Here is a 7738-nt window from a genome sequence, read left to right on the forward strand (position 1 = left end):
ATTCGGCGCTGCGATCGGATCGGCGTCGGCGCCGATCCCCGCGAAGCCCATGGCCAACAACGAAACCCCCACGACGACCGTGGCGCTACGCGACCAACGGCGGGTGTTTGGTCTCATGCGTGAACCTTTCTCAGAACATCGGTGTTCTTTGTTCCGGTGCCCGACAGCGAGCCGCGACGCCGAATCCGAATGGAGACGCTAAGGTCACGCAAAGCCCACCGACAGCCGCTCGGCCGGTGTCTTCGGAATCTCACGAGACGCCGTTCGAGTCGCAGTGAGATCGCACAGCACGAATCGAACGGCCGGGACGGTGCGGAAATGTTCCGGCAGCGGCGCACTCACCAGGCCGATGGCCGCCGCGCCGTGAAATATCCAGCGATACAACCGATTACGACGCAATCACGAACAGATATCGGATCATCACCACCGAGTTGTCCGTCCCCGGCCCGGTCCACGTCCCGACGTGGTACGGCCCACGTCGTCTGGAGTCCCGATGTCCGGCTTTCGTACCGCGTTGCGGCCCACCGGTATTCGCTTCTTCGCCGCCGCCGCGCTGCTGGTCGGCGCGCTCACCGTGACCGTAGCGCCCGGCGCCGCCGCCGATCCCCTGCCCGATGTGGCCGGCGCCGTCGACCAGCTGCGCACGGTCGCCGACCCGCTCCCGCCGCTGCCCGCCCCGCACGGCCCGAGCACCGCCATCGTGGTCCTCGGCTACGGCCTGCTGCCCGACGGCACGATGCGGCCCGAGCTCGTCGCGCGGCTGCAGGCGGCTCTGCTGCAGGCGATGGTCTCCCCGGCCTCCCCGATCATCGTGACCGGCGGCAATCCGCGGGCGGGCACCACCGAGGCCGACGCCATGGCGCGCTGGCTCCTCGGACACGGCATGCCCGCGGAGCGGATCCACCTCGAGTCGCGCGCCTGCGACACCATCGAAAACGCGGCCAACTCAGCCGAATTGATGCATGCCCTCGGCGCCGGCGATGCGGTGCTGGTGACCTCCGCCGATCACATGCCCCGCGCCGTGGCCGATTTCCTCGACGCGGGAGTTCCGGTGGTCGCAACGCTCAGCCCGCAGGACCTTCCGCCCGTCGTGCTCGACGTTCTCGGGCCGGCGCGGTAGCCGCAACCCCGGGTCCCGGCCTCAGCTCGAGTCTCGTCCCGAGCCGCGCCCCAACCTCAGCGCGGACCCCAGGTCCGCGCGATACCGAGGCCCGCGGCCAGCGCGTCCCACGCCGAGGGCAGGGCGGCGGTGAAATCCGGCCAGGAATGGGTGCCGGCGGGAATGTAACGCACCGTCGCCGGGATGTTCAGCTCCGCCAGCCGCGCCGCGAATCGTTCGGTGCAGGTGCGAGCCCCGGCTTCCAAGGCGACCCCACCGCCCGCCGCCTGCAACGCCCCGGCCACATCGTGGGCCGTCGCGATCGCGGTCAGATCCGGCGGGCTGGGCAGCCCCGTGGCCGCCGACAGGTAGATCGCGGTTCCGCGCAGATCCTCGGCGCGCAGGAAGCTGTCGTGTGCCGCCCATTCGGGCGAATCCGGTGGCCCCCAGAGGTTTTCCGGATTTCCGCCGCGAGAGGCCACCGTGATCCGGGTGACGGCCTGGCCCACCTGGTCGGCAGCGGAATAGCATCCGCTCATCCCCGCGACCGCGCGATAGAACCCGCGATGGCGCTGGGCCAGCATCATCGCGGCCTGCGCCCCCATCGACACGCCCGCGATCGCGCGGCGACCGTCGGAGTGCAGATACCGCTCCACGATCGGCGGCAGTTCGTCGACGAGGAAGGTCTCCCAGCGATTGAGGCCGAGAGTGCCGTCGTATCGATCCCAATCGCTGTACATGCTGGCGACTCCGCCGCCGGGCAACACCACGTCGACCGGCTTGCCGGCGAAGAACCGTGCGGCGTCGCCCTCGGTCAGCCATCCCGAGGTCGAGGCCCCCTCCACACCGTCGAGCAGGTACACCGTGGGGCGCGGCCCGTCGCCCGCACCGCGCAGCACGTCGACCGGGACGAGGCGCCGCATCGCGGCCGAGGCCACGTACAGCCGTTCCCAGGCCGGACCCCGAGTTTCCGCGCGCACCAAGGCGGTGGCGGTCACCGCCGGATCGATCGCCGGTGGCGCCGGCGCGGGATCGGCACAGACGGGTGCGGCCCCCAGCGCGGTGGTGGCCGCGGCCAGCGCGACGCCCAGCGCCGCCCGAGTGATCATCGCTGCCCCGCCCCCGTTGCGCCGAAAGGATCGCAACCGGTCGCGGCTGTGGTCACGCATACTCCTCGCTACAAACATCGGTTCCGAGATCGAAGGCCAACAGAGCCAGACTCGCACGAGTGATGCCGTCCGGGCGACTCAACTCGATTCCGGTCAGCCGTTCGATGCGGCGCAGCCGGTGCGCCACGCTGGTGGGATGGATGCCCAGACGCAGTGCCGTGGATTTGCGATCGAGCCCCGAATCCACGTGGGCGCGCAGGGTTTCCAGCAGTTCCGGATGCGGAGACAGCGGCGCCAACGTGGCCGCCAGATGTGCTCGAGCCGGTCCGGGGCGGGTGAGCTGGTATTCGACCGCGACATCGGCGATCTCGTACAGCCCGGGCGGGCGGTCCAGCGCGCGCACCAGGTCCAGCAGCTCGCGCGCCTGCGCCGCCAACTCCGGAATCCGGTCGGTGGCGCCGCTGACCACGGCGGCGGTCAGCGGAACCGAGGCCGCGGTGGCGAGCACATCCAGCGTGCCGGTGGTCAGCGCCGGTGCGTCGATCCTGCCCCCTGCCCCGGCCTGGTCGGCAGCCATGGGTACCAGGACGATTCCGCCGTCGACCGACAGCAGCGACAGCGCGTGCGAACCCAGCACCGATGCCAGCGCACTCTGCAGGCGGCGCAGTTTGCGGCGCGCCACCGATTCCGCATTGCGGCGCGGATCGGATTCGCCGGGATGCGGGGCGATCGCCAGCGCCACCACCTGGTATGCCGGTGCGACGGCGATCCCGGTGCGGCGGGCCAGTTCGGCGCGACCGTGCCCGCTCAGCAACGCGGTCACCAGGGTCTGTGCCGCGGTTTGGTGATGGCGTGCGGCCGAACGATGTTCGTCGAGGTAGGCGGCCGAGGTCGCCACCGTGACCGTCTCGAGCAAGCGCAACGCCTGATCGGCGTCGGCGATCAACTCCTCGCCGTCGCCGCGGCCATCGGCCAGATCGGCGAAGGCTCGCCGCACGGCCTCGTGATAGGCGCGCAGCACGGTGTCGAGGTCGATCCCCTCCCGCGCCCAGGCGCCGGCGCGGCCGACCAGCTCGGCCAGGCGTGCGGCATCCGCGGGCACCGGATCGGGGTCGGCCACCAGATCGGCGGCCAGGGCGAGACATTCGCGCACTCCGGCGCCGAGTTCGGCTCGGTGGCCGGAGGACGTGGTGGGCACGTCGGTGCGCGCACGTCGGGTCAGAGTCGCCGCCAGGCTGGGTGCGGATGATGTCATCGAGTCGCTCCGGAATCTGTCCCCCACGCGAGGTGCGCCCGCCGGATGCCTTGGGGTGAGGGTGCACCCGGCGGACGATTCCACCGCTACGCACAGCGACCGCGTCGAGGAAGGGGTTGGAAGTCCTGGTGCCGTGGCCCGAACTGTGCGCCGTGAACGTCGGCTCGGAATCCGGGCGTCCACAGGTGGCCGGTCCGACGTCCGCAGGCAGGCCTCCTTTCCTCGTGAGGTGCGGTTCGCCGGGTGCCGAACGCGGCACCGTCCGCGCAAAAACCGGTGCCGCGTGCACATCACGGTACGGCCACGAAATCACCGGAACCCGAATCCTCCGCGATCCGATGACAATTCATGAATCGCGACGACGGCAACTGGGGTCGGGACACAAAGTTCGCGTGGAAGGCAGGTAGGAACGAATGCGGCTGTTCAGCATTCGGTCGGTGCGAGCACACCCTGTAAGCGCTGATCCACCCAGCCCATCGCCTCCGGATACCCTAATCCGGCCGCAATGATGTGTTCGCCGGGCACGCTCCGATAAACCGCCGCGACTCCCAGTGAGCACTGGTCGCGATAGAATTCGCGCGCACCCGCGGCCGGAATCCAGAACTCCTGTTCGCCGTTGTACACATAGAGCGGCACAGCAGATTTCATCCCTTGCATCCGGGTCACCCGGTAGATGTCGTCGGCCAGCGCGCTGTGCAGCGGGTCCGGGGTGTCGGCGGCGATGTCGATCGGCAGCGACAACACCCCCGGCATGGCGAAGACTCCGGCGCAGGTGTCCTTGAGCGGCGACAGGGCCGCCCAGCGGGCCAGATTGTTCATCCGAGCGAGGATTTCCGGCCGCTCCCTCCCCACCCCGAAGGTGGCGGCGAGAAACACACCCGACGCGAAGTTGGCGTTCATGCTCTGCGACAGGATCTGATAGTCGGCCGGTACCCCGCCCAACGCGGCGCCGACGATCACCGGCGCCAATTCCGGTGCGTAGGAATCGATCAGCGCGACTGCCCCGCGGGTGGCGATCGCTCCGCCGGAGTACCCGTGCATCGCGTAGTGACTGTCACCGAACTCGACCGGCAGGGCCGCGCGCATCGCCCGGATCGCATCGAGTACGGCATGCCCGGCGACGTAGGGCTCGGCATACGCCATCCGCGGTCCCTCGTGGTCCGGGATCAGCACCGCATAGCCGCGCAGCAGCGCCAGCTGGGTGGTGGGCGGCACGAAATCGGTGGTGCCGGTATCACCGGTGAAACCGTGCGCCAGCGTGTAGCCCGGCGTGCAGGTACGGCCCAGCGCATCGATGGGCAGGTTGTTCACGAGCACCGGACGGCCGCCCGGCCCGGGCCACGGCGCGGCCGGAACGGCCAGTGTCGCAGTCGCATACGACGGTCCGTCGTGGGCATCGGTGGTGCGGAACTTCAGCTGTAGCGCCTGCCGGACGGGCACCATGAGCAACGGCGCGGCGGTCGCCGTGACGTCGCGGGTCGCGATCACGTCGCCGGGACGCAGGCGGGTGAGGTCGGCGGGCCAGTCGTCGAACAGGGGATCACCCGCCGAGGACGGCATGACGGCCTGCTGCAGCCGAGCCAGCTCGGCGGTGACACCGGCCGCCCCGGCGGCCGCCTGATCGGCCACCGGAATGGGTGGCGGCGGCACCAGGACGTCGATCCATTGCTGTACCTGCGGTAACGCGAGACCCAGTGCGGGCAGCGTCGTCGGCTGCGGCGACGCCGCGTTCGGCACCGCCGAATCCTGAGCCGGGGGCGCAGCCGCGATCGGAGGGCCCGGTAATCCGGGCAACGAGATCGCGGGTAACGGTAAGGCGGGCAACGGTATCGGCGGTTGCGCTGCCGCGGTCCCCGCGACCGGACCACAACCGAGCAGCAGCACCGTGACCAGAACGTGCCGGATTCGCATCGCGCACCCCCACTAGAGCTCACCGCCGGCTCGCGCGCGCACCCCGACCCGAGTTCCGCGCCGAACCAAGTGTCACGAGATTACCGGCGCGAATCCCCCTGCCCGGGCGGCGTGTTCGGATCGTGTGCGGGGTGAGTCCGCATCGATACCGAATTCGGCACGCGGACCCGCGGCGCAGGTGGGCGGCTCAGCAGTTGCTCGGCACCGGCTGGGCGTGCATCCGGCCGTCGAGCCAGTTCAGCACCTGCGGCAGGCCCAGGACCGCGGCGGTGAGGTGATCCGGTACCGGAATCGCCTCGGACTGCACCGGAACTCCGGCCTGGCACCAGCGCCGATCGGTGTTGACGATCGAGTCGATCGGAATCAGGCCGTCGATCGGCGAATGCCATTCGAGCACAGGCATATTCGGGACACTGTCGGTGTAGAGCTCGAGGCTGTTGTCCTCGACCACCTTGCGCGCGACCGGATCCTCGGTCATCGACGTGGTCTTCGCGAACTCGGTGATGCCGTGCCCCGCGCCCGCGGCCAGCAGGCCGTTGGTGCAGCTGTCGGCCATCACCTTGCGCGCGGCCATACCCCTGTCGTTGAGCTGCTCCGAGAGCGGGAAGCGGTCCGGGTACTCGCGTTCGAGTCCGAGCCCGGCAGCCATCGCCAGGCCGAACGCCGGGTGCGAGCCGTAACCCAGGCCCTCCAGCATCTTCACCATGTTCATCGGCACACCACCGGCCGCGGCGCCGGCGATGCGCAGTTCCGGCGCGTACGCCGGCGCCAGCGCGGCTGCCCAGGCCGTGGCCATCCCGCCGCCGGAATATCCGGCCATCGTCACCGGACTGTGCTCGAGTTTCAGCCCAGCGCGCTGCACGGCGCGAATTCCGTCCAGCGTGATCTGACCGCCCAGACGCGCTGCGCCGTAAGCGAACTGCGGTCCCAGATGGTCGGGCATGGCGATGCTCCAGCCGCGCTGCAGCACCACGTTGTAGGCGGGCGCCTCACGCACCATCAGATCCGGGTTCTGCGTGTACAGCACATGGGATACACCGCACGCGGTACCCAGGCCGTTGATGATCGTCTGATACGACAGCAGTGGACCGTCGGCGGCGCGCTTGCGCGGCGTCAGCACCGTGGTCGTGGCGGCGATCGGTTTGCCCTCGGAATTGGTGGAGCGGAACTTGATCAGCGTGATGTCGGTATCGGGGAAGATCGCCAGGGGCGGCAGCGGCCGGGTCGCCAGCACGTCGCCGGGGTGGTGTTCGGCGATGTCGGCGGGCGCGGCGTAGAACGGGTCCGGGTCCGGCGCCGGGTAGATCGGTTGCGCGGGTGCGGAAGTCGTCGCGGCAGCGAAGAGCAGCAGAGCGCCGGCGGTGGTGCACAACGCGCGCCGGACTGCGGTAAGGCCCATGGGCCAAGAGATTATCGCGCGCGCGAAACCTACCCAAACCGGCAGGGTCGGTCCTGACAAATCACAAGCAGGCCGCTCGAGGCCCTGTGTTACGCGATGAATTCCGGGCTGAAACCTGTTTGCGTTACCCGCGAGTACGTAGCTTCGTTCCTGCACCGATGCAAAGGAGCGCGGCTATGGACATCCCCGACACCGTCCCCGAGGCCCCCACCCGCCGGATCACCGTCTACTTCGACGGCGCCGGCCCGGGTGACGAGCTGATCCTCGAATACGCCGCCACCCGCGCCGAAGCGTGGGAGTTCGCCGCGGCCGCGGTGCATTCGGGTCTGGCGGTCACCGTCGACGGCATGGTCCGCCCGGGGCTGCGTCCCCTGCCGTGCCGACGATTGTGGCATCGATGAATCCGAACCCTCGCCGTCGGCTGTGAACGGTCACAACGACCCGCCGACCTGCTTCGATTTCGACACAGACGATCCGCGAAGCGCCCGCGCCATCCCCGCCGACGGTTAGCGTAAACCGCCGCAACAGATAGTTCGGGAACAGAAGGAGTCAGCGATGACCGTGGACAGCTCGAGCCGGTCCGGTCTCACCTTCTCGGGGCGGCCGATGTCGTCGCCGTTGAAGGATGTGTGGTCGCTGTCGCGGCACATGGTCGGCCACTTCGTCGAAAACGTCGCCCCCTGCGGCACCCTGCCCGGCGACGCCATCCACGGCGACATCACCACCATCACCCGCACCTGCCTCGAACTCGCCATCAGCCTCCTCGACGGCCGCGACATCCCCGAAAAAACCGAACGCCTCAAAGACGCCGCCGCCGCCTGGGCCCGCGAAGGCGTCCCCATCGACACCATCCACCACGCCATCCACGAAGGCTTCAAAATCGGCTTCGACCTCGTCGTCACCAACGCCACCACCAAAACCCGCACCAACCCCGCCAACAGCAACAGCAACAACGACAACACCAG

Annotated in this window: 7 protein-coding genes; 3 read left to right on the top strand and 4 right to left on the bottom strand. The window is 69.4% G+C overall.

Translation table 11 applies throughout. The features are described from left to right. Positions 1 to 493: 493 nt before the first annotated feature. Positions 494 to 1120, top strand: coding sequence for a YdcF family protein (locus tag ON37_RS26880; protein ID WP_051032095.1), 627 nt, complete (start codon positions 494 to 496; stop codon positions 1118 to 1120). Positions 1121 to 1176: 56 nt separating this feature from the next. On the opposite strand, the gene ON37_RS26885 is transcribed toward ON37_RS26880, so the two are convergent. The 4 genes from ON37_RS26885 to ON37_RS26900 all read right to left on the bottom strand — a co-directional run bounded on the left by ON37_RS26885 (position 1177) and on the right by ON37_RS26900 (position 6773). Then, entirely contained in the window at positions 1177 to 2208 is a 1032-nt protein-coding gene (locus ON37_RS26885; protein WP_083893317.1) for an alpha/beta hydrolase, read from the bottom strand. A gap of 52 nt (positions 2209 to 2260) precedes the next feature. Then, positions 2261 to 3463 (bottom strand): PucR family transcriptional regulator, encoded by a 1203-nt coding sequence (locus tag ON37_RS26890; protein WP_157171604.1) that lies wholly within the window; start codon positions 3461 to 3463, stop codon positions 2261 to 2263. A 423-nt stretch (positions 3464 to 3886) separates the two neighbouring features. Continuing rightward, on the bottom strand, positions 3887 to 5200 hold the full coding sequence (locus ON37_RS26895; RefSeq protein WP_245553521.1) for a lipase family protein: 1314 nt from the start codon (positions 5198 to 5200) through the stop codon (positions 3887 to 3889). A 361-nt stretch (positions 5201 to 5561) separates the two neighbouring features. Further along, a complete protein-coding gene (locus ON37_RS26900) occupies positions 5562 to 6773 on the bottom strand; it encodes a lipase family protein (RefSeq protein ID WP_040723292.1) in 1212 nt (403 codons plus the stop codon). Between the two features lie 176 nt (positions 6774 to 6949). Here ON37_RS26900 and ON37_RS26905 point away from each other — a divergent pair, with 176 nt between their 5' ends. Together ON37_RS26905 and ON37_RS26910 are read left to right on the top strand one after the other, a co-directional pair. Beyond that, complete coding sequence (locus tag ON37_RS26905; RefSeq protein ID WP_245553523.1) at positions 6950 to 7174, top strand: hypothetical protein; 225 nt, start codon at positions 6950 to 6952, stop codon at positions 7172 to 7174. Between the two features lie 154 nt (positions 7175 to 7328). Then, positions 7329 to 7738 (top strand): RsbRD N-terminal domain-containing protein (locus ON37_RS26910; RefSeq protein ID WP_040723297.1); only part of this gene is annotated, 410 nt, incomplete at its 3' end.

The sequence above is a fragment of the Nocardia veterana NBRC 100344 genome (assembly GCF_000308855.1).
In the GTDB taxonomy this organism is placed as follows: Bacteria; Actinomycetota; Actinomycetes; order Mycobacteriales; family Mycobacteriaceae; genus Nocardia; species Nocardia veterana.

Coding starts and splice junctions, on each gene's coding strand:
- ON37_RS26890 (WP_157171604.1), bottom strand. CDS start 3,463: ATGACATCATCCGCACCCAGCCTGGCGGCGACTCTGACCCGACGTGCG.
- ON37_RS26905 (WP_245553523.1), top strand. CDS start 6,950: ATGGACATCCCCGACACCGTCCCCGAGGCCCCCACCCGCCGGATCACC.
- ON37_RS26900 (WP_040723292.1), bottom strand. CDS start 6,773: ATGGGCCTTACCGCAGTCCGGCGCGCGTTGTGCACCACCGCCGGCGCT.
- ON37_RS26880 (WP_051032095.1), top strand. CDS start 494: ATGTCCGGCTTTCGTACCGCGTTGCGGCCCACCGGTATTCGCTTCTTC.
- ON37_RS26885 (WP_083893317.1), bottom strand. CDS start 2,208: ATGATCACTCGGGCGGCGCTGGGCGTCGCGCTGGCCGCGGCCACCACC.